Source organism: Bacteroides sp. 41_26 (genome assembly GCF_949740115.1).
In the GTDB taxonomy this organism is placed as follows: domain Bacteria; phylum Bacteroidota; class Bacteroidia; order Bacteroidales; family Bacteroidaceae; genus Bacteroides; species Bacteroides nordii.
In genome coordinates this window covers 115,216-138,388 of sequence record NZ_CATJGZ010000112.1, presented here as the reverse complement: position 1 = coordinate 138,388, position 23,173 = coordinate 115,216, and the positions used below count along the sequence as shown (strand labels likewise).

12 protein-coding genes are annotated in these 23,173 nt (G+C 38.6%); 10 read left to right on the top strand and 2 right to left on the bottom strand.

The annotated features are described in order from the left end of the window. Positions 1 to 77: 77 nt before the first annotated feature. Both QX565_RS16940 and ahcY read right to left on the bottom strand, forming a co-directional pair. The gene (locus QX565_RS16940; protein ID WP_289293621.1) at positions 78 to 2,567 is read right to left on the bottom strand and encodes a YfhO family protein; all 2,490 of its coding nucleotides are present in this window, start codon (positions 2,565 to 2,567) and stop codon (positions 78 to 80) included. A gap of 127 nt (positions 2,568 to 2,694) precedes the next feature. Further along, entirely contained in the window at positions 2,695 to 4,113 is a 1,419-nt protein-coding gene (gene ahcY, locus QX565_RS16935; RefSeq protein ID WP_002558259.1) for an adenosylhomocysteinase, read from the bottom strand. Positions 4,114 to 4,298: 185 nt separating this feature from the next. On the opposite strand from ahcY, the gene QX565_RS16930 reads away from it, so the two are divergent. The 10 genes from QX565_RS16930 to lacZ all read left to right on the top strand — a co-directional run bounded on the left by QX565_RS16930 (position 4,299) and on the right by lacZ (position 23,168). Beyond that, complete coding sequence (locus tag QX565_RS16930; protein WP_289293620.1) at positions 4,299 to 5,876, top strand: sensor histidine kinase; 1,578 nt, start codon at positions 4,299 to 4,301, stop codon at positions 5,874 to 5,876. Between the two features lie 262 nt (positions 5,877 to 6,138). Continuing rightward, a complete protein-coding gene (locus QX565_RS16925) occupies positions 6,139 to 7,758 on the top strand; it encodes a tetratricopeptide repeat protein (protein WP_221649097.1) in 1,620 nt (539 codons plus the stop codon). Between the two features lie 204 nt (positions 7,759 to 7,962). After that, a complete protein-coding gene (locus QX565_RS16920; RefSeq protein WP_289293619.1) occupies positions 7,963 to 11,115 on the top strand; it encodes a SusC/RagA family TonB-linked outer membrane protein in 3,153 nt (1,050 codons plus the stop codon). A gap of 21 nt (positions 11,116 to 11,136) precedes the next feature. After that, the gene (locus QX565_RS16915; protein WP_221649099.1) at positions 11,137 to 12,657 is read left to right on the top strand and encodes a RagB/SusD family nutrient uptake outer membrane protein; all 1,521 of its coding nucleotides are present in this window, start codon (positions 11,137 to 11,139) and stop codon (positions 12,655 to 12,657) included. A 78-nt stretch (positions 12,658 to 12,735) separates the two neighbouring features. Further along, positions 12,736 to 15,345, top strand: a complete 2,610-nt coding sequence (locus tag QX565_RS16910; RefSeq protein ID WP_221649100.1) for a zinc-dependent metalloprotease — start codon at positions 12,736 to 12,738, stop codon at positions 15,343 to 15,345. Positions 15,346 to 15,423: 78 nt separating this feature from the next. After that, entirely contained in the window at positions 15,424 to 16,260 is an 837-nt protein-coding gene (locus tag QX565_RS16905) for a T9SS type A sorting domain-containing protein (RefSeq protein ID WP_221649101.1), read from the top strand. A gap of 155 nt (positions 16,261 to 16,415) precedes the next feature. Beyond that, positions 16,416 to 19,103 (top strand): MGH1-like glycoside hydrolase domain-containing protein, encoded by a 2,688-nt coding sequence (locus QX565_RS16900; protein WP_289293618.1) that lies wholly within the window; start codon positions 16,416 to 16,418, stop codon positions 19,101 to 19,103. 22 nt (positions 19,104 to 19,125) lie between these two features. After that, entirely contained in the window at positions 19,126 to 19,410 is a 285-nt protein-coding gene (locus tag QX565_RS16895; RefSeq protein WP_221649223.1) for a LysO family transporter, read from the top strand. Continuing rightward, positions 19,407 to 20,009 carry a LysO family transporter gene (locus QX565_RS16890; RefSeq protein ID WP_289293616.1) on the top strand — a complete coding sequence of 201 codons (603 nt, stop codon included), beginning with the start codon at positions 19,407 to 19,409 and terminating at the stop codon, positions 20,007 to 20,009. The genes QX565_RS16895 and QX565_RS16890 overlap by 4 nt, the downstream gene beginning before the upstream one ends. 18 nt (positions 20,010 to 20,027) lie before the next feature. Further along, positions 20,028 to 23,168, top strand: a complete 3,141-nt coding sequence (lacZ, locus tag QX565_RS16885) for a beta-galactosidase, LacZ type (protein WP_289293615.1) — start codon at positions 20,028 to 20,030, stop codon at positions 23,166 to 23,168. The last annotated feature ends 5 nt before the right edge of the window (positions 23,169 to 23,173 follow it).

Sequence of the window (23,173 nt, the reverse complement as noted above, 5' to 3'; positions counted from 1 at the left end):
ACATACAAGAATGTACACTTTTATATTCGTTGATTATCAGTGCGTTAGCGCTTGGACTTTTATGGAAAACTTTTACTTTATTGCTTCTTTCTGCAATAGATCCATAATCCTGCTATTGCTCCGATAATTAGTAATGCCAATCCACTGTAAGCAATGCCCTCTGTAACATGCAGACTCTTCGGATCGAAACGCATTTCGATGGTGTGTTTGCCTGCAGGAACGTTTACAGCACGCAGAATATAGTTGGCCCGGGCAATATCTACCGGCTGACCGTCAATGGTAGCTTGCCATCCTGGATAGAATATCTCTGAGAATACTACAACTCCCTCTTTCGGAGAGGACGTTTCATAAATCAGGTGATTGGGTTCATAATTGGTCAACTTGACTGTGCTTAGGGAATCTACTTTGAGATCTTCAGTTTTTCCTTTCAAAGCCTCTTTGAATTTAACATCTACAACAGCTGTATTCTTCAGATCCACTTCACCAACAGCAGCAATTTCTTCGTTGGCGTTATTGACATACTTCACATTGTTTACAAACCATGCATTGCCATATGCATAGGGGTTGAGGATAGGAGCTGTCTGGCCCTGTTGGCTGACAGGGAATATAAAGTATTTCGTATTCAGCATATTCAGAATACGGAACTTATTGGCATCTACACTGTCCATTTCTCCACCGGCTGCTGCTATCTCTTTGAACGTGGCTTGCATTTCCGGGGCAATATGGTGATCTATCATTTCCTGATAACGGCGTAACTTGGCAGCATGATAACCTCCTACGCTCTTGTGCCAGTACGAAGTATTATTTTCGTTGAATGTATTGGATGCAAAGTTCAACACGCGGTAATCCAATGATTTATCTTGCAGGATTTGTTCATCGGTAGGAGTTTTTTGGAAGGTTTCTATGCGTGCAGATTGTGGAACAAACATATCGTCATACAGGTAACGTTTGTTGATGTGCCACATTTCTCCTATACAAAGTACGGCAATGGCGCTTACTGTCCATACAGTACTCAACTTACCTCGCTGATAGAGGAAAAGAAGAACGAAACCACCACAGATAAACAGGAAACTTGCCCACGCATCTGAGGTTACCATATTCATGCGCATCTCTTTCAGATTATCAAGAATTGGTAAGAGCTGATCTCCGGGGATAGCTTGTTGCAGGGCTGCCAGTTCACGTGCAGGAATAAAACTGGGTACAAGTATGCCTGGAGCTACTGCCAGAATCAATGCCACACCTGCAGTTAATGCAAAGCTGATAATTACTCCGCGGCGGTTTTGTTTTAATACCTCGGGCTTATCAATGATTGCTTTTAAAGCAAATATGGCTAACAGTGGTATTGTAAACTCTGCAATAACCAGTATGGAAGATACTGCGCGGAATTTATTGTACATCGGTATGTAATCGATGAAGAAATCAGTGAGTGGCATGAAATTCTTGCCCCACGACAGTAGAATGGAGAAAAGAGTGGCTCCAAGCAGTGCCCACTTCATAGGACCTTTTACGATAAAGCATCCCAATATAAAGAGTGCCATGACAAAAGCGCCTACATAGACCGGACCGGAGGTCATTGGCTGGTCACCAAAGTATTGGGTGATCTGTGAATACAACCCGTTGTACATTGGGTTGGCTTTTTCCATAGCAGCTTTGTTTTCCGATAGCGGAACAGAAGCTCCACCTCTTACATTGGGAACGAAAAGGCTGAGCGTTTCGCCAATGCCATAACTCCATTGGGTAATATAGTCACGGTCGAGTCCGCTACTGGTTTGTTCGGCTTTAGGGCCTTCGTGCACCAATTCGCTCTTTCCACGCATCGTTTCTTTACTGTATTCGTAAGTATGATAGAGGTTTGACAGATTGGTGGATACTCCGATAAGGGCGGCTACTACCAATATGGCGCTGGCTTTAAAAAAATGAGGCAGCTCTTTTTTACGCCATGCTTCTTCAAAAAAAGCACCTACCATAAATAAGATGACAAATAAGAAGTAATATGACATCTGTACATGGTTGGATTGTATTTGTAAAGCTATGAACAGAGCGGTGACAATGGCTCCTAATAAATATTTCTTTCGATATGCGAGCACAATGCCGGCTATCGTGGGTGGTATGTAAGCTAAAGTGATAAACTTCCAGATGTGTCCGGCAGCTATCAGTATGAAAAAATAGGAAGAGAAGGCCCAGATGGCACCTCCTAACCCAGCCAGCCATGCTGGTAATCCGAAAGCTCGCAGCAGGATATAAAATCCTAACATCATAATGAATGTAAGCCATACATAGGGTGGAAGATAGAGGCGGTAGATATTTTCTATCCATTTCAGTGGCTTGACAGAATCGTAACTGGGAGAAATCTGATAGGTGGGCATACCACCAAAGAGACTGTTTGTCCAACGGGTTGTTTCACCGGTACGTTCGTGAAATTCTTTAGCCTCTTGTCCTGCTCCTACTCCGGCAACACTGTCATGTTGAAAAAGTGCCCGGTCTTCAATGACTGCCGGAAAGAAATAAGCGAAGGAGAGAATAATAAATGCCAGAATGGCAATGAGGTCGGGGAGAAACTTTTTCATTTACAATTTGACGATTTATGATTTACAATTGAGTTTTGTATCATTTCTGATTTGACGATTTACGGGTTCGGATGTTGATAACCAAAGGGGTTTTCAATCGTAAATCGTAAATCGTCAAATTGAAAAATTAATAGCGATAGTGCTCTGCTTTGTACGGTCCGTCTACTGATACGCCAATATATGCAGCTTGTTCGGGAGTTAACTTAGTTAGTTTCACCCCGATTTTCTCTAGATGCAGACGAGCTACTTCCTCATCAAGATGCTTAGGCAGGCGATATACATTGATATCATATTTCTTGCTGAATAGCTCAATTTGTGCCAGCGTCTGATTTGTGAAAGAGTTACTCATTACGAAAGATGGATGTCCGGTAGCACATCCCAGATTTACCAGACGGCCGTCAGCCAACAGGATGATACTGTGCCCGTCAGGGAAATAATAACGGTCTACCTGCGGTTTGATGTTTACACATTTGATACCCGGATAATGTTTCAGAGCTTCTACCTGAATTTCGTTGTCAAAGTGACCGATATTGCAAACAATAGCCTGATCTTTCATCTGTTCCATGTGGTCAATGCGGATAATATCGATATTACCGGTGGTAGTTACGAATATATTACCCTCTTTGCATGCATCTTCCATGGTTACTACTTCGAAGCCTTCCATTGCAGCTTGTAATGCGCAGATCGGGTCTACCTCCGTTACCAGTACGCGGGCTCCGTAAGAACGCATTGAATGGGAACAACCTTTGCCTACATCACCATAACCACACACTACTACTACTTTACCGGCGATCATTACATCTGTGGCACGTTTGATACCGTCGGCCAGTGATTCGCGGCAACCATAGAGGTTGTCAAACTTTGATTTGGTTACTGAATCGTTTACGTTAAATGCCGGGAAAAGTAGTTTTCCTTCTTCCTGCATTTGATACAGACGATGTACACCAGTGGTTGTTTCTTCCGATACACCACGTATTTCAGCTGCTACGCGATGCCAGCGATCTTTATCTTCTGCCAGCACTTTTTTCAAGATAGCGTTCAGTTCTATTTCATCTTCTGCATGTACTTCTTTGTCAAGTACGGCTGCATTATTTTCGGCGTCGTATCCTACGTGAATCATCATAGTGGCATCACCACCGTCATCTACGATAACCGTAGGTCCTTTGCCACCGGGGAAGTTCAATGCCTGAAGCGTACACCACCAGTAATCTTCCAGTGTTTCACCTTTCCATGCATATACGGCAACACCTGAAGCAGCAATGGCAGCTGCGGCATGATCCTGAGTTGAATATATGTTGCAAGAGCACCAGCGCACTTCGGCACCCAAAGCAACAAGTGTTTCAATCAGTACGGCAGTCTGAATAGTCATGTGCAATGAACCCATGATGCGGGCACCTTTCAACGGTTTGGATTCTCCATACTTTTCGCGAAGAGCCATAAGGCCGGGCATTTCTTTTTCTGCCAGATCGATTTCCTTGCGACCGAAGTCTGCAAGTGTGATGTCTGCCACTTTATAAGGCAGGGTAGAGAATAATTCTGTAGACATATGTAATTTGTTTATAAATAAAAGTGATGCAAAGATAGAACTTTCTGAGTAGTAGGACAAAAGCTATGACTTTTTTTATCAATAATAATTTGGAGATATGCCTCTATTTTTATGTAAAAAAACATATATTTGCATGTAAATGATCAACATATACAACAATATACCTTTGAGGAAGATGCTTTTTTATGGGACTATATGGACAAAAAACGAAAGAAGAACTACTGATAATTGTAGAGAATTTAGAGAAAAAAGTAGAAAGGCTTTCTTCAGAACTTTCCTCACTGAAAACTGGGCGATTTCGAGATAAATATAGTACCCGTATTTTAGATGCATTGCCTGATATGCTCACTGTTTTTGATCATGATGCAAACATTGTAGAACTTGCATCTTCTCCGGCAACTAATCATGTAGAAGGTACTGACTCAAATAGTATTGTTGGTTCAAATGTAAGAGAAATTGTTCCGGAAGAAGCGTATGATAGCGTTCGGAAAAATATGGATAAAGTGATTGCTACAGGTAGGGGATCTATAGCGAAACATTCACTTGTGCTTGATGGCATTTTGCATCATTATGAGAATCGTATTTTTCCTCTGGACGAAAAATATCTGCTTTGTATGTGTAGGGATGTTTCTGAAAAGGTTAAAGCGGAAGCGTTGAATGCTTCTCAGCGAAACGAGATAATTCGCCTGAATTCGTTGATGCATGCAATTTTGAATAATGTCCCCGTATATTTATTCGTAAAAGATACGGGAGATGATTTTCGTTATCTTTATTGGAACAGAGCTTTTGCAGAGCAAACAGGCATTGCTGTAGAATCAGCTGTTGGGAAGACTGATATTGAGATTTTCCCAAATAGTGAAGAAGCCAGACGATTCCGTACAGGTGATTTGGCTGTGATGCAATCCGGAAGAATGGAATATCTGGAAGAATATACTACGCTTTCAGGAGATGTGCGTGTGGTGACAATGATAAAAACGTTGGTCCCTTCAGGTAATGAACATCCGTATATCATTGGTGTAGGCTGGGATGTGACTGATATAAAGAAAGTAGAAAAAGAATTGATCACAGCACGTATAAAGGCAGAAGAAGCTGATAAGTTAAAATCTTCTTTCCTTGCTAATATGAGCCATGAGATTCGTACACCGTTGAATGCAATTGTTGGTTTCTCTAAACTTATTATAGAATCGGCTAACAAAGAAGAACAACTTCAGTATGCCGAACTTGTAGAGAAGAATTCAGGTTTACTTTTGAATTTATTTAATGATATACTCGATTTATCCGCTCTTGAGGCCGGTTCATTGAAACTCTCAATACGCCCGGTAAGGTCGATGGATGTGTGTGCTCAATTGCATTACCTGCATCGTAATTCTGTTCAACCGGATGTGAAACTTATTCTGGATGATGTTGATTCCGAATTGTTCATTCGAGGTGACTGGGATCGTATTTCTCAGATATGGCTGAATCTGCTTAGTAATGCTATTAAATTCACTTCAAGTGGAGAGATTCATTTCGGCTTTGAACAGAAAGATCAGATTGTACAGGGATATGTCTCTGACACAGGTATTGGCATACCGGCAGAGCGTGTAACTACTATTTTCAGCCGTTTTGGTAAAGTAAATGATTTTGTACAGGGTACCGGGCTTGGATTGACTATATGCAGAATGCTGACCGAAAAGATGGGGGGCCGTATATGGGTGCGTTCCAAAGTAGGAGTAGGAACCACGTTTTATTTTACTTTACCGGTAGAGTTTAAAGAAATATGAGTGAGAAATGTCATACTATAGTGATGGTTTGTGTTTGTTTTTATTCTTGTTTTGAAGCTCTATTGTTCTGATAGTATTTTGTTTATTAGCGTTTTATTGATGATGTTTTGTTTGGAATAGCCTTGAGGTGAAATAATATTTTCACATTCTTATCTATATTAATTTATACATGTGAAGAATTAATTATATCTTTGATTCTCTATACTATTAGAGAATTAAAGATATTTATTTGTATACCTAATGTTAGACTAACTTTATTATTATGAAAAATTTGTTACCATTTCTGTTGTTTATTTTCTTTTTTAATACAACTAATGCTAACTCTTATCAAAGAGATGTTTGGAAATTTTTGGATAAATCTTATAAATCGCTTCTGACTGATCCAAAGCAGGCTGTTGACTACACATTACAAGCGTTTGATATACTAAAACAAACTACCGATTCAAATCTGATTGTTTCTACATTAATTGTATCTGGGCATGCTTACATGCTTTATGGTAATTTCGATATGAGTGTAAATACATATTATAAGGCTTTATCTTATTGTCCGGCAAAAGATCTCAAAACTAAAGCTAAGATAAATGTAAATCTGGGAGCTTTATATGGTTCGTTGAAAGATTTCTCAAAAGCAATAAATCTGATAGATAATGCCACTTCAACCTATAAAGTACTAAAAGATTCTTCGGGAATGGCAAACGCCTACAATGCACGCGGTCTGATTCATGTTTATATGAAAGAATATGAAATTGCTGATAAATTCTTTAAGGATGCTTTACGTATAAATAAAACATTGGGTGATAAGAAAAACATAGCAGCGAATATAAATAACCTTTGTCTTTATGAAGGTGACACGGAAGAAAAAATAAAATTAATACAAGAAGCCATTGTCATTAATAAAAATTTGAATGCTTTATGGTCATTAGCAGAGAATTATAATAATCTGGGAATGCAGTTGCTTTATGCTAAAAAGAATAATGAAGCTTTGAGTGCTTTAAAAAAAGCAGCTGTATATGCATTTGATGTTAATGCACATGAATTAATTTGTGATAATTATGAGTATCTCTCCAAAGTCTATGCAGCACAAAAGTGTTATAAAGAGGCCTATGATAATTTATTAAATTTCGAAAAGAAACGGGAACAGCTACTTCAAAAAAGAGAATTGGTAAATATTGAAAGAAATCTCATAAAACAAAAATTACAGGATCAGAAAAAAGAATCCGAGCTTCAGAAACATATGCATCAAATTGAACTATTGAAAAGAAATATAAGCCTTGCGGTTGTGCTGTTTTTGTGCATTACTCTTCTTGCTTTCTTTCTGATAAAACAATATAAGCGGAAAAAGGATTTACAGATAGCAAAAGGACAAACTGAGTTATTATTAAAAGATAAGATAATAACAGAACTAAAGTTACAACAGCAAGCTGTGGAATTAAGTGCAAAATCGGAAAAATTGGAGAATACACAAAGTGAATTAACGAATTTTGTTCTTTTCTTAAATAGTCGAAATGAACTTTTGGAGAAAATTAGAGAGATGATTAAAAGTGCTTATAAAATGAATAACAATGAAATCTTAACTCACTTAAAAAAAATCAATACCTATATTCTCCAATTTAAAAAGTTGGAAGATGATAATAATTCTTTGACCAGAGAAGTTGATGAACAAAACCATGAATTTTTAAACCGTTTGGAACAAAAACATCCGGGATTGACTCATGGTGAAAAGAAGTTAGCGACTTTCTTACGGATTAATTTGTCTACAAAAGAAATATCTCTGTTAACCGGAATATCTATTAAAGCCATTAGTATGGCAAGGTATCGTTTGAGAAAAACACTCTGTTTGCATTCCCAGGATGATATTTCCGCTTATTTACGTGATATTTGATTTTTTTTTATTTTGTAGGCTCTTATATAGATATAAATTATCTATTATCAACGTTTTAAGAAATGTTTTGTAGGGTGTAAAGTCTTTTGTTTTACTGTTTTGTAGGGGTTATGTAGATCAATATTTTTAGGTGATAGTTAGATTTTGAAGTTTATTTGTCGCATGTTTGAAAAGCGCATTTATTAACTTTAAAATTTAATTGCTATGAAGCAAAGTAATTACTTAGGGGACACATTATTATATGCAATAATGTCATTACTCTTTCTTATTCCACTCTCTGCTTATGCACAAAATTATCAATTAAAAGGGTATGTGTTGGATAGTAATGGCGAGCCATTGATAGGTGCAAATGTCGTTGTTACTGGGACAACTAATGGTATGATTACCGATTTGAATGGAGGTTTTGTATTAGTAGTTTCTCCAAATGATCAGATTGATGTCTCTTATATGGGGTATATCAAGCAGACTATTTCTTTAAATGGAAAGAAAACGCTTAAAGTTATTTTGAAAGAAGATAGTCAGATGTTAGATGAAACGATTGTCATTGGTTATGGTACAATGAAGAAAAGTGATATGACCGGAGCTATCTCTTCTGTGGATGTTGAAGCACTGGCTAGTCGTGCAACAACAAATCCGGCAGAGGCTTTACAGGGGAAAGTAGCTGGTGTTAATATTCTGAAGTCAGGAGGTAATGCAGGGGCAGGCGTTTCTGTTAAAATCCGTGGTATTAAAACGATGGGAAGTAATGAACCACTTTATATTGTAGATGGTTTTCCGGGGGATATAACCACTGTTAATCCGCAGGATATTGAGTCGATGGAGATATTAAAAGACGGTGCAGCAGCTGCTATATATGGTTCTGTTGCTGCAAATGGCGTAGTGATAGTTACTACCAAAAACGGTAAGAAGGGTGAGACTAAGATTGACTTCAATGCATTCTGTCAATTTACAAGTGCTTCTAATAAGTTTGAAATGCTGAATTCTGATGAGTATCTATATGTACATAATATGATGTACGAAAATGCTGTTGCCAAGAAACCGGGATATTTATCATTTAAAGATTCAGATGGGAAGTTGAAGAATCCGACTGGATTTGATACGAATTGGCAAGATGAGATGCTTCGTAATGGTTTATCTCAGAATTATAATGTTAATATTAGGGGAGGTTCTGATATTGCAAAATATTCAATATCTTATAATCATTCGGATGATAAGGGGATTTTCAGGGGTAATAAATACACTCAGGATAATGCTCGTGTCAAGTTGAATCTGCAAAAAAGGATTTTTAATTTTGATGCTTCTTTGGCTTTTAAAGTAACACAAAGCCAACAACCACAATATTCCTTGAAGGAGATGTATGCAATGGCCCCAATGGTACCTGTTTATGATGAAAATCAGCCTTCTGGTTATGGTTTAAATGATATGACTGTCGATGGAGTTCGTTTGGAAATGCCTAATAATCGTAATGTGATGGCAGATGATCATTTTAAACATAAAAAAACGAATGGGTATGATATTATTGCAAATATAGGTTTGACCGTAGATATTACTCCATGGCTAAAGTTTAAGACAGCGTATGCTTATAGAGGATATTATGCGAATACTAAATACCATTCGGAGAAGTATACTGCAGACATTCAGGGACAGAGCTTATATCCATATAATTATGATAGTAATTCTTACTGGTATGAGCAGACATTCGATAATGTACTGACTTTTGATAAAACGTTTGGTAAACACTCTCTGAGTGTGATGGCTGGTAGCTCTTTATCTGCAGCTCGTAAAGACTGGAGTCAAATCAATGTTGAAGGAAAAAAGATGAACTATGATGTGGTAAATGGAAAGTTAGTAATAACAGAAGTTCCAGCGGGATTCTTTGATCCTACATCGCCTACGATAGATGCTGGTACAGGCGGAACATTTACTGGAAGCGGATCTTTCTGGAATTATAATCGTGCTTCATTTTTTGGTCGTATTAATTATTCATATTCAGGTAAATATTTATTTCAGGCAACGATTCGATCCGACGGTTCCTCTAAATTTGGAAAGAATAATCGGTGGGGCGTATTCCCTTCTATGGCTTTAGGATGGCGTATTAGCGAGGAAGAATTTTTCTCAGGGGATGTTGTGAGCAACTTGAAATTGAGAGTGAGCTGGGGACGGTTGGGTAATGAAAATGCATTAGGATATTATTATGCTCCAACGATGACCAGTGACAATACCCAGTGGATGAGCTATGTGCAAGGTGCTAATCCTTGGCCGGGTATGGTTAACTTGTATCTTGTAAATGATGCTTTGCGTTGGGAGACTACTGATACGAAGAATATTGGGGTTGATTTTGGCTTCTTTGATAATAAACTTTCGGGCTCTTTGAATTATTATTATAATACAACGGAAGATTTATTGATTGAAAAGGTTATGTCTCCATCCGCTGGTATTTATAATCCGACAGTGAATGTAGGAAAGATGAGAAATAAGGGATTTGAGCTAGAGCTAAATTATGCGGATAATAGTAATGGTTTTGAATATAATATCGGATTCAATCTCTTTACTACTAAAAACGAGATGTTAAAAGCCGATCCTAATCAGATTCTGTATGGATCAGCTTTAAAGGGTGCCGGTCATTTTGTTACTCAAACTTTAGAGGGGTATCCCGTAGCAAGTTTCTTTTTATACAAAATGGATGGAATTTTTCAATCTCCGGAAGACGTAGCAAATCACTATACGGAGGTTGTGCAACCTGATGGTTCTATAAAAAATACGGTTCTTCAACCCGATGCGAAACCTGGTGATATTCGATTTAAAGACTTGAATAATGATGGTGTTATTGATGAAAATGATAAAGAATATTGTGGCTCAGGTATACCCAAATTAGAGGCTAACTTATCGTTTAGTGGTTCTTATAAGGGCGTTGATCTTTCTTTCTTATTAGGAAGTGCCTGGGGACATAAATTGTATAATGCTAATCGCCTGTATTATGAATCAATGGACGCAGGAATCAATCTGTTTAAGTCGACGTTGGGAGCATGGACTGAAGATAACAGGAGTAATGTAATGCCACGTGCCGTACTAAAAGATCCTAATATGAATTCTCGCGAATCTGACCGTTTTCTGGAAAAAGGTAATTTCATTCGTTTACGTCAGTTGCAAGTGGGATATACCTTACCTAAAAATCTGACTAAGAAGGTTTATATAGACAAGTGTCGTTTTTATGTTAGCGGTGAAAATCTGTTGACATGGACCAATTACTCGGGTATTGATCCAGAGTTTTCTTCCAGTATTCTGGATACAGGAGTAGATGTCTTTATTTATCCTTTTACTCGCTCTTATGTTGTTGGTTTGCAGGTGACATTTTAATCAATTCTAATACTATCAGCCATGAAAAAATATATTTATATAACATCTCTTTTTTGTGCAACATTTTTGGGTGGATGCGATAACTTTCTAACGGTAGAATCTCCGGATTTTTCTACTGATAAATTTTGGAGGGATTCTATCGATGTGGAATCCGGATTATCTGCTGCATATGCCCAGTTGGATAACAGATGTGGTACTTATAATTTCTCTGAAATTAAATTTGTGATAGAAACTTTTCGTGAAGATATCATGGAGAAGGGTTCGGATGTAAATAACTATCCGGAATGGGGGCAAATTTATGATTTTACATATAATAATGAGAATTCCCGAATCAAAGAGTATTGGATGAATTGCTATAATGGCATTAATTACACAAACAATGTCTTATTTGGTATTAATAAAGTTCAGACAGGTGATCATCCGATGGATCAGGAAAAGTATAATAGTGTGGAAGGTGAAGCAGTGTTCTTACGTGCCTACTATCACATGAAGTTACTGTTGAACTGGGAGAAGATTATTATTCGTGATGAATATTTGACAAGTGAAGAACAAACGCATAAGGCTCTTTCTACCAGGGAAGCAGGCTGGGAGTTCGTTTGTTCGGAATTATCAGCGGCTGGTAAAATATTACCCTTAACCCGTCCTTCTCTACAAGCCGGCCGCGTGACAAGTGGTGCTGCTTATGCCTACCTCGGTTGGGCCTACCTGACGCGGGCTTATGAACAACCGGAGAAGAAAACGGAGTATCTCACTAAAGCAGAAGAAGCGTTAGAGCAAGTGAAAGGTTATGCTTTGGAGAAAGATTTTCTGAGTATGTTTAATGGGACAAATAAGAATTGTAAAGAATCTATCTTTGAAATTCAGTTTACAGGGAATACCTCTGATGGTGCTTATCATCAGCATGTGATGCACTATTGGGTAGCGGCTCCTGTATTGAGGGGATGGGATGAGATTCGCCCGAGCGAAATGATTTTGAATGAATATAGAAAAGAGGGGCGCATTGCTACTACAGGTAATCTGGATTCCCGGGCATATGCAAGTATGTTCTTTGACGATCCTTATTTTAACGATGGCAATGAGAGAATATATGGATTTGAGTATACAGATTTATTTGATGCGAGTGATGAGATTAATCGTTGTTTTCGCAAATATATGCCCGATGATATGCAAAAACTAAAACAATCCAATACTTCGACGAATGTACCTATTATGCGTTATGCCAATGTTCTGCTGATGCAGGCTGAGATTTACAATGAACAAGGACATCCAGAAAAGGCCGTACCATTGATTAACGAAGTAAGGAGGGTACACGGAGATATGCCGGGTATGTCAGGGGAGTCTTACGAGGCTGTAAAGGCTCAAATAGAGCATGAGCGTTTGATGGAATTTGCTTTAGAAAACTTCCGTTTCTATGATCTACGTCGTTGGGGTAAGCTGGATGAAACTTTACATTTGGCAGGGCGCAAAAACTTTAATGCAGAGAAGCATGCCTTCCTTCCGGTTCCTTTGATGGAGATTCAGAGCAATAACAAAATCGATTAGAAATAACTTTTTATTAATTGTTTAACAGGGATTTGAGGGGTCTGTGAAGACCTTTCAAGCCCACTTAATATCTGAAAAATGAAAAAAAATACACTGTTTTTACTGGGTGTACTTCTTGGAATGGGAAGTATAAACGGGGTATCGGCACAGCAAAATGTGTGTGGGTTCGAACATCAGCAAGAAATGTATAGGAAATCGCATCCTGCTGCAATAGCTGAAAATGCAGGTGCTCTGGCAGCGACGAGATCTAATGCCTCTTATCATCAGGGACAGTATGTGATTCCGGTTGTTTTCCATGTATTTGGAGACGCTACGAATGATTCTCGTCTGAAAGTGACTTATAGCTTAATAGAAAAGGCCTTAAAACAAACCAATGAAGATTTTCAAGGATTGACTGCCGATTATAACCAGGCAGGGGCGAGTAACCGTTTTGAGGAGATAAAAAAGCCGTTGAATATCGCTTTTCGCTTGGCTAAGATAGATCCGGACGGAAATCCGACGAAAGGTGTTGTATTCTATGACGAAGCCGAGAAAGGTTTTGGTAATGGAGGAGGATATGATGAAGCGATCCAGAAATATGCATGGGATAATAGCCGATATATGAATATATATATAATGAAAGATCTTTATGCAGATGGGGATTACTATAATTCCGGTGTTTCCTGGTTACCGGACAATTCAATGACAATGGAGAATTTGGCTCGTGTAGTTTACAACGGTAGTTATATTGGCAATAATACAAACGAAAATTTTCGTCGGGTTTTGACTCATGAATTTGGGCATTTTATGGGGTTGCATCACACCTTTGAAGGTGGATGTACTTATCCGAATGATGGGATTGAAGATACCCCTCCTGTAGCTACTTCCAAATGGCCGGCTGATCAGGTAAACTGTGAAGGAAATTATACAGATTGGGAAAACTTTATGAATTACACAGATGCTTACCGACATTTTACTGCAGGACAGGTGGCTCGAATGGAATATTATTTAAATGAGTCTTTATCTCGGAGTGAATTGTGGCAAGAAGAAAACCTGGTTGCAACCGGAGTAAATGATGGCTATGTAGCTGCCCCTGTGGTCCTGATTGTAAAGGGGAGGAATTTTTCCGAAACTTTAGATAATCAAGGAAATGTAAGTGGTTCTCTACAGTTAGAAGCAAGTGCCGGGATGACATTTGCCAAACTAGGTGTACTGGTAGAAGGTACTGATTATACAATTTCGAATTTGCCGGCAGGTTTGCAGGCAACAGTAACTCTTTCAAGTGATGTTACTGCTATGATTACGATGAGTGGAAAAGCCCTCAGTCACCAGGCTTCCGATAGCCGTAAGGATGTCTCTATAACTTTGAATACTTCTGTTTTAAAGGTGGAAAATGGAACGCCAACTGCACAGAAAATTAATTTTGGAGTATTGTTTAATGATCCGTATACTTCTTACTGTTTATTTAATCCTCGTTTTGCTCCTTATGCGCACATCTCTAAAGTCAAGTTTGCTCAGATAGAAAGAAATACGGACTTTGATGGACAACAGTATAAAGATTTCCGGGCTGACTATGTAGCCGGACTGGAGAAAGGTAAAACATATAAATTGGAGGTTACTGTGCAAAACTGGAAATCCGGTGAAAATGACCCTTACACAGTTCGCGCCTGGTTTGACTGGAATGGTGATTATGTATTCCAACAAGATGAAATGATTGCTCCCCAGAAAATAAATAAGATTGGTAAAGCAGGTACAGAGCATGTACTTATTTTTGATATTACTGTGCCAGATGATATGGTAGTGGATAAAGAATTTGGTTTCCGTGTAATGTTACACTATACATTAGGCAAAGACGGTGAAGATCCCTGTGGAGAAATTGATAGTGGAGATGTTGAAGATTATGGTATCATATATGGTGAAGAGAATGCTCATGTACTCCCTCCCGATGGTCCTGACGAGCCGGTTGATGAGGTATGTGTCCCGGAATTCTCTTATCGTCCTTATGCTTATATTAAAAAAGTGGAATTTGCAAATATATCTAATGAAACTACCGGTGAGGTGAATAACACGGAGATTATTGAGGATTTCAGAGACAATCAGGAGTTGAATGCGCATATAGAGAAAGGAAAAGAATATGTTATGAAAGTGACCTATTCGAATCTGAATTCTAACTCGAAGGATGCTTATGTGATACGTGCCTATATTGATTGGAATCATGATAATATACTTGAAAAAGAGGAATCTCAGAAGATAGCAATTCCTGCCATTGGTTCAGCTGATAATCCGGGAACTGTTGAATTCAGATGGACTGCACCGGATAATGCAGTACTGAATGAAAAATTACATATGCGTGTTTTTATGCATTATGGTGATGCTGATAGTATGGTAGGAGAACAGCCTTGTGGAACTGTGGAAAATGGACAGTTAGAAGAGTATTATGTGATTGTTTCTTCTGATCCCAGTATGATAATTGATCATACGATTGGAGCTATTAATGTTTACCCTAATCCTACAGATGGTATTTTACATATTGGTGGTGAAAATATGGATATGGCAAAATATAGCTTATACAGTATTGATGGGCGTCTGGTACAACAAAACAATATTACTACCTCTCAAATAGATATCAGCAAGCAACCGAAAGGTGCTTATCTTTTAAAAATCGAGACAAAAGAATCTGTATTACAGCAAGTTGTAATTCTAAAGTAAATAATTGGACCGGTAGGCGATCACTGGTTTCCTACCGGTTGTATGTCTATTTATTAATTATCAAAACAAATTAAAATTATGAAGAAAAAATTACTTTGTTGCTTTATGCTATTTAGTATGGTAGCTGGGCAAGCGATGTCGCAATCTCAATTGTGTAGACCTGAATTAACATGGGGTGCTTATGCTTGTATCTCTAAAGTTGAGATTAATGGTATGGTGAGTGAATCATCTACAGCTCCTGAAGGATGGGATGGGAAGATAGGCTCTAATACTTATGATGAAGGTGTTCTTTTTGCTGATTTCACGATGGATAAAGAGCGTGTTGTTACATTGGAGGCAGGTAAAGAGTACGAGCTGAAAATTACTGTTTGCAACTTCTCTTCCGGTGCCGGAGATGAGTATTATGTAACTGCCTTTTTTGACTGGAATGGTGATAGTAGACTGACTGCTGCCGAGACGGTTTTTCAAAAATCGATTGCTGTAGGAAAACCGGGGCAGAGTTCTTTTAAAGTAGTTTCCGGAAAGGTAACTGTTCCTGCCGATGCCAGCAAGACTTTTACAATGCGTACTTATCTGCATTATAAAACTCCGGATGTTCCTTATACAGATCCTTGCAGCACACAAGATGGCGGTGTATTGCAGGACTATACCGTTCAGCTTGGTGGTGGAACCTCTATTGAAAATACGTCACTTGATGCATTTGCTGTGTATCCGAATCCAACAGACGGAGAAGTCTTTATAAAATTGGAGAATGCCAAAGAATATATGCTTTATAGCATTGATGGCAAATTGGTACAAAGGGGAATGATAACAGGAAGCTCTATCAATATTTCAGGTAATGCTTCCGGCATGTATATTCTGCAGGTGAAGACAGACGATGGATTAGTAAAACGGGCCAATATTATCATTAAATAATATTTTTCACATTCATAGAGTATTTAGAAGCTGGTTCGACTGATCGTGACTGAATACAATTGTATATGGTCTATGAACCTTAATACAGGATTCTTGTAGAGGGGGCCGAACCAGCTTTTATTTTTCAATATTAACTGATAAAATCTAATACTGATATGTTTAGAGAGAAATTTAAAGTACAAATGTGGCGATTACTGTTTGTGGTGGTGTATATCATTTGCTTCTCCATATCAGTTTCTGCAACCAAACAAACAACTATTTATAATGTAGACTCTTATAGTGATATTTTAGATATCCAGTGTACTCCATACAGTAATGATTATTTTACAGGAGGCTTTTCTGATTTAGGTTCATGGATGTGCTTTACATTACCTTCGGAGAATAACTGGATAAATGGTTTCTGCGGTCCTTTTGAACTCGATCACCGGCAATGGATATCGGATGCTATTCTCCAAGTCGGATTTACTGCAGACATCACAGCTGAAACCTTTATTCCTGATAGCGTGACATACGTTCCGGGAGAACTATACATGAACTCTTCTTCTAAACAGGGGAGGATACAACAACGCTTATTTTTTGTAGATAAGTATACGGCTTTATGGAGTTGTGAAACCAGTGAGAAGCGGGAACTTTACATTACAAATGGTTCGTTACAAGGAATACAATCATCCGGATTGGAGAATAATATTCTATCTTTGAAACTATCAACCGGGGAGATGTGTGTAGTTACATTCTCGTCGGATATTCAGCTTTCCTATGAGAATTCCAAGCTCTTGGCCAAACTTCCTGAAGGACATAAAGGATATGCCACTATATCTTATTTCTACGAATCGAAACGACCGGATAACTATGCTCAGCTGATACAGAGTATATTATTACATCCTGATAATTATACTACCGAACATACGAATCGTTGGATAAAATATCTGAAAGCTGTTTTACGTCCGGAAATGCCAGTAGAATATCATCGTATCGCAGTAAAAGCTATGGTGACATTGTTGACAAACTGGCGTACATCCAGAGGAGATTTACTTCATGATGGAGTTATTCCTTCTCATGCAATGTCTTACTTCGTCGGTTTTTGGGGATGGGATTCATGGAAGCATGCGGTAGCATTGAGTCTGTTTGAACCCGATCTTGCTAAAGATCAGGTTCGTGCAATGTTCGATTATCAGACCTCAGAAGGGATGATCATCGATTGCATCTATACCGATAAAAAAGAAAATAATGAACGAAACAGTAAACCCCCATTGGCAACATGGGCAGTGAACGAAATCTATAAGGCTACTTTAGATGCTGATTTTGTGAAAGAGATATATCCTAAATTACTGAAATATCACCGTTGGTGGTACGAATATAGAGATCACGATAAAAATGGTTTTTGTGAATTTGGCTCAGTGGATGGTACACTTGAGGCTTCTGCCTGGGAAAGTGGCATGGATAATGCAATTCGTTTTGATCATTCTTCTATGCTGAAGAATGACAACAGAGCCTGGAGTTTAAATCAGGAATCTGTTGATTTGAATGCTTATCTGGCCCATGAATATCTATTGTTAAAGGAATTGAGTATAATAGCCAATTGTGAGTTTAATGAACCGGATCGGACAGCAACGACATCCGATTATTTCTTTGATAGAGAAAAAGGATTTTTTTATGATAAAAGGCTGAGTAATCACAGTTTTGTACAGGTAGAAGGTTGTGAGGCTTATATTCCACTTTGGGCAGGAGTTGCCACACTTGATCAGGCTGAGTCTGTTTTGAAATACTTGACTGATCCTTTGAAGTTTGCAACGTATATTCCTTTTCCTACTGTTACGGCTGATCATCCGGATTTTTCGCCGAATGGTTATTGGAGAGGTCCGATATGGCTGGACCAGGTATATTTTGCAATTCATGGATTAAGAAACTATGGCTATACTGAATTGGCCGATGGTTATACAAAACAAGTGTTCGATCGTCTTAATGGTTTACGTGCAGATGCTCCAATTCATGAAAACTATGAAACAAGTACCGGGAAAAGACTGAAATCTCCACATTTCAGCTGGTCTGCTGCTCATTTACTGATGCTTTATCGTGAATCGGGGGTATTGGATAGTAAACAGACTGATTTATGTCTGTTTCAATCAGATTACCGTAACTATGCTTATATAAAAGAGGTTGAATTTGCCGGGATTAATAATAATGTTTCTTACTCGGAGACAGGATGGATGGATTATTCCAAAGAAAATGTAGCCGAGTTGGAATGTGGGAAGATATATGTGATGAATGTAAAAATAGAAAATTGGGATTCGGGTTCTTCAGATATCTATAAACTGAGACTCTGGATGGATTGGAATGGTAATTATGAGTTAGAAGAGAATGAACTGGTTGATACCAAGCTTATTAGTCCGATTGGACAGCAACATAAAGAGCATGATTGTCAATTCCAGATTACTATTCCGGAAAATGCAGTAAAAAACGAGAAACTCAAATTTAGGCTATTCTTACATTTTGTTACGGACGAATCGGACGGAGTAACCCCTTGTGGCTGGGTGGATAGCGGCATTGCACACGACTATGGCTTCGTTGTAAAGTCGGGTGGATCTTCTGTTCAGCAGAAGACTAATACTCTGAAAGCAAAAGTTTTTCCGAATCCGGTAACAGATTATCTATATATACAGGTAGATTCTCCAATCAGACAATATTCAATTTTAGGTTTAGAAGGTACCGAATTATTCAAATACTCCGGAGATATAGATAAAATAGATATGAGATCTTTTGCTTCAGGCAATTATATTCTTCAAGTTAAATATGAAGAGAAAGGGAAAGAGCGGACAGAGGTTTTTAAAATAGTTGTTCAATAGGATTTATATAATTTGTATGTTTATATTTACTATTATTGGATTGATGGGCAGTGGTGTATTATTTGGTTATCTATTAAGAAAACGAAACCTGAATATTGTACATCGGATTATTACGTGGCTAATATGGATTCTTCTATTTCTTCTTGGAACGGAGGTTGGTGGTAATAAAATGATTATAGAAGGATTGCATACGATCGGGCTTGAAGCACTGGTAATTACATTGACAGCTGTTGTAGGCAGTATTTTGGGGGCCTGGGGATTGTGGCTTTTTATATCATACCGGGACGTGAAAGGAGGAAGGGGATGAAAAGTAGCATTGTTATTGTACTGTTCTTTATATTGGGTATCTTACTTAATTTGTACGGTTTGTATCCTTCGTACTTAGAACAACTGGATTTGAGTTTTTATGCATTATGTGCCTTGATGTTTTGTGTTGGTATTACTGTTGGCAATAATCCTCAAATACTATTGAATTTTAAGACAGTAAATCCAAGATTCTTTTTACTTCCTGTATTGACTATTCTAGGTACTCTTGTTGGCTGTTGTATGAGTAGTGTTTTTTTCAACAAGCATTCTCCGGTTGATTGTATGGCTGTGGGAGCGGGTTTTGGATATTATTCGTTATCAAGCATTATTATTACTGAATATAAAGGAGCCGAATTGGGAACTATAGCCCTGCTATCCAATATAATGAGAGAGATTATAGCTTTGCTGGCAGCACCTTTTCTGGTTCGTTTCTTTGGAAAATTGGCACCTATCTCAGTAGGAGGGGCTACGACGATGGATACTACTCTTCCCATTATAACTCGCTATTCCGGAGAAAAATATATAGTTGTGTCTATTGTCCATGGGTGTTTACTGGATTTTTCCGTACCATTCATTGTAACGTTATTGTGTACCATTTAACTATAATACATTGAGAATATGAAAAAGCATATTTTATACTTGATCATTAATGGTTTGTTTTGTTCTGCATCTTTGTTGGCAGGGGAGCAAGTTCCCTGGCAGGATCCACAAATCAGCGGTATTAACAGAGAGCCGGCGTGTGCCTATTTTGTTTCCTTTCCTTCCGAAGCAAAAGCGTTGTCCAACGATGTACAGGCTAATGAACGGAAAGTCTCTTTAGACGGGACGTGGAAATTTCTTTACTCCCGGAATGTGGATGCATGTCCAAAGAATTTCTTTAAACCGGATTTTAATACAAAGAAATGGAGTGATATTGAGGTACCTGGAAGTTGGGAACTCCAGGGCTTCGACTGTCCTATCTATACAGATGTCAAATATCCTTTTCCCGCTAATCCCCCTTTTGTACCTTCAGATTATAATCCGGTAGGTATTTATGCCAGAGATTTCATTGTACCGAAATCCTTCAGTGGAATGGATGTATTTTTGGACTTTGAAGGAGTTGAATCTGCTTATTATTGCTGGGTAAACGGACAGTTTGTAGGGTATGCCGAAGACAGTCGTCTTCCTTCACACTTTAATGTGACCTCTTTGCTGAAAAAGGGCAACAATAAAATAGTGGTTCAGGTTTTCAGATATAGTGACGGCTCTTATTTAGAAGGGCAAGATTACTGGAAATACAGTGGCATTGAACGAAGTGTCTACCTGATCGCCAGACCAAAGTGTCGGGTAAAGGACTTTAAGACGTCAGCTCAGTTGGTGAATGACTATAAAGATGGAGATCTGCAATTGGATTTGGCGATGACTTTACCTGCTGATGCAGTGGGAAACCGCGTACAGCTGAAGTTAATGGATGGTAAGGATACTCTATTTTCTGATGAAAAGATTATTACTTCTTTGTCCGACACTCTTTTAGGCCTCAATCATTTTATTAAAAATGTGAAAGCATGGAATGCGGAAACACCTAATCTTTATACTATGGTAGTAAGTGTGAAGGATAAGGAAGGGAACGCTTTAGAGGCATTTCGGCATCGTGTGGGCTTCCGTACGGTTGAGATGCGTAACGGACAGCTTTTGATAAATAATGTTCCTATTTTAATTAGAGGGGTAAACAGGCAGGAGCATGATCCACATCGGGGACGTACACTTTCTTTGGAAACTATGCTCACAGATATTAAGATGATGAAGCAGTTCAATATCAATGCTGTCCGCTGCAGTCATTATCCCAACAGGCCGGAGTGGTATGAGTTGTGTGACGAATACGGACTTTATATGATTGATGAGGCCAATATTGAATCACACGGAATGGAATATCATGAGGATGGTACTTTAGCCAATTATCCTGACTGGGAACGTCCTTTTATGGAACGTATGAAACGTATGGTAATGCGTGACCGTAATTTTACAGCTATTATTACATGGTCATTAGGTAATGAATCAGGCTATGGAAAGAATTTTGAAACACTGTATAATTGGACAAAAAGCTTTGATACGACTCGGCCGGTTCAGTATGAAGCAGCTCGTCGTGAAGGTTTGTCGGATATCTACTGTCCCATGTATGCCCGGATTTGGTGGTTGCGTGAATTTGTCAATGAACGGAAGTTGCGTCCGATGATTATGTGTGAATATGCGCACTCTATGGGGAACAGTACAGGTAACCTGCAAGACTATTGGGATTTGATTTATAAGTATGATAATTTGCAGGGTGGATTTATTTGGGATTGGGTTGATCAGACATTTGCTAAAAAGGATGAGAAGGGTCATGATATCTGGGCATATGGCGGTGATATGGGATATGTTGGTGTACCTAATGATTCTAACTTTTGTGCGAATGGTCTGGTAGCAGCAGACCGTTCACTTCATCCACACATCTGGGAGGTAAAGAAGGTTTATCAATATGTACATTGTGAACCGGTTGCTTTCACAAAAAACAAGATACTTGTTACCAATCGCCATGATTTTATAGATCTGTCAGGTTATTATCTGAGATGGGTTGTTGAAGCAGACGGCGAAGAAATTCAATCGGGTGTTTTAGATTTTCCTGTTATTCCGGCGAGTTCCTCCCGGAAAATAACAATTCCTTACCGTGAACTTCTTCCTGCATCAAAAGAATATTTCCTGAAGGTTGAAACGCTGACCAGGCGGGAAGAATCTTATGCTCCGAAGGATTTTATTGTAGCGATGGATCAATGGCAGCTACCGGTTGAGAAGAGTGGGCAACATGTAAATAAAACCAATGAACCCATTAAGGTATTGCGTACAGAAAAAGAATTGATACTCGAAAGTAAATCGTTCAGAACAGAGTTTTCAACTGTTTCAGGAGAAATGACTTCTCTGAAATATGGCAGTAAAGAAATGCTTCTGGCGGGGTTAAGACCTAATTTTTGGAGACCCTCTACAGATAATGATGTGCCCAGTGGTTTGCTCTCACGTAGTGTGGAATGGAAGAGAACAATGGAAGTTGCCCGGCTTCTTAAGTTGGACATGGAAACTAACCCCGATAGTACATGCATTAAAGTACTTACCAAATATCGTTTGGAAGAGCAGGACTCTTTTGTGCAAATAGCCTATCAGATTCTTGGAAACGGAATAATTAAAGTGGAAATGTCGTTTATACCGGGACAAAAAACATTACCGGAAATGCCTCGTTTTGGAATGCGTATGATTATTCCAAAAGAGTATGACCGGATGACCTGGTTTGGAAGAGGGCCCCACGAAAATTATGCTGATCGTAAAACGTCTGCTGCCATAGGATTTTACCAGGCAAGCGTATGGGAACAATTTCATCCTTATGTGCGTGCACAGGAGACCGGTAATAAGTGTGATACCCGCTGGCTTGCCCTTTGTGATAAAGAGCAAAAGGGATTATTGATTACAGGCACAGAACCTTTGTCTGTAAGTGCGTGGAATTTTATACAGGATGATATTGACTACGTTCCTTTCAGTGTAGAACGCAGGCATGGTGGAAGTATAGAGAAGAAAGATTTGGTGTGGATTAATGTAGACCAGATGCAAATGGGAGTAGGTGGAGATAATAGCTGGGGGGCTCAGGTACATCCGGAATACACTATTACTCCGTCAATGAGGAAATATAGTTTTGTCATACAACCCATCCGGACTTTAGAGAAAATAGCTGAGCAGGCTCGTCAGATATGGTTTTAATTAAA

What these genes read in the sequence shown, in the direction of transcription:
- QX565_RS16940 (WP_289293621.1), bottom strand. Translation starts at nt 2,567, where the DNA reads ATGAAAAAGTTTCTCCCCGACCTCATTGCCATTCTGGCATTTATTATT.
- ahcY (WP_002558259.1), bottom strand. Translation starts at nt 4,113, where the DNA reads ATGTCTACAGAATTATTCTCTACCCTGCCTTATAAAGTGGCAGACATC.
- QX565_RS16930 (WP_289293620.1), top strand. Translation starts at nt 4,299, where the DNA reads ATGGGACTATATGGACAAAAAACGAAAGAAGAACTACTGATAATTGTA.
- QX565_RS16925 (WP_221649097.1), top strand. Translation starts at nt 6,139, where the DNA reads ATGAAAAATTTGTTACCATTTCTGTTGTTTATTTTCTTTTTTAATACA.
- QX565_RS16920 (WP_289293619.1), top strand. Translation starts at nt 7,963, where the DNA reads ATGAAGCAAAGTAATTACTTAGGGGACACATTATTATATGCAATAATG.
- QX565_RS16915 (WP_221649099.1), top strand. Translation starts at nt 11,137, where the DNA reads ATGAAAAAATATATTTATATAACATCTCTTTTTTGTGCAACATTTTTG.
- QX565_RS16910 (WP_221649100.1), top strand. Translation starts at nt 12,736, where the DNA reads ATGAAAAAAAATACACTGTTTTTACTGGGTGTACTTCTTGGAATGGGA.
- QX565_RS16905 (WP_221649101.1), top strand. Translation starts at nt 15,424, where the DNA reads ATGAAGAAAAAATTACTTTGTTGCTTTATGCTATTTAGTATGGTAGCT.
- QX565_RS16900 (WP_289293618.1), top strand. Translation starts at nt 16,416, where the DNA reads ATGTTTAGAGAGAAATTTAAAGTACAAATGTGGCGATTACTGTTTGTG.
- QX565_RS16890 (WP_289293616.1), top strand. Translation starts at nt 19,407, where the DNA reads ATGAAAAGTAGCATTGTTATTGTACTGTTCTTTATATTGGGTATCTTA.
- lacZ (WP_289293615.1), top strand. Translation starts at nt 20,028, where the DNA reads ATGAAAAAGCATATTTTATACTTGATCATTAATGGTTTGTTTTGTTCT.